The sequence below is a fragment of the Pseudomonas sp. SB113 genome, assembly GCF_040754745.1.
GTDB lineage: Bacteria > Pseudomonadota > Gammaproteobacteria > Pseudomonadales > Pseudomonadaceae > Aquipseudomonas > Aquipseudomonas grimontii.
Genome location: NZ_JBFMHW010000256.1, coordinates 1 through 381 on the forward strand (window position 1 = coordinate 1; position 381 = coordinate 381).

1 protein-coding gene is annotated in these 381 nt (G+C 62.5%); it reads left to right on the plus strand.

Annotated features, from left to right (window positions below; all coding sequences use genetic code 11):
• Positions 1 to 381, plus strand: a 381-nt coding sequence (locus AB1462_RS32455) for a hypothetical protein (RefSeq protein WP_367249232.1), incomplete at both ends; no start/stop codon positions are given.

Sequence of the window (381 nt, forward strand, 5' to 3'; positions counted from 1 at the left end):
TGTCCGGCGAGTGGCCGGATGTGATGGAGGCGTTGATCGCGCCTGAAACTGTAAAACCGCGCGCTGGTTCGGACCGAAGAATAGCGATCTGGGGCACGCTCGAAGCGCGGCTTCAGCATGTCGATACGCTGATCCTTGGCGATCTGAATGAGGGAAGCTGGCCGCGAAAGGCGGAAGCGGATCGCTTCATGTCGCGCGTCATGAAGACCGGCATCGATCTCGAACCGCCGGAACGCCGTATCGGGCAGGCAGCGCATGACTTCCAGATGGCGATGGGCGCGAAGAATGTCGTGCTGGCGCGCTCGGCTCGTTCGGGTGATGCACCTGCGGTCGCCTCGCGCTGGTTGCAGCGCCTACTGACTTTCATCGGCAAGGGCCATG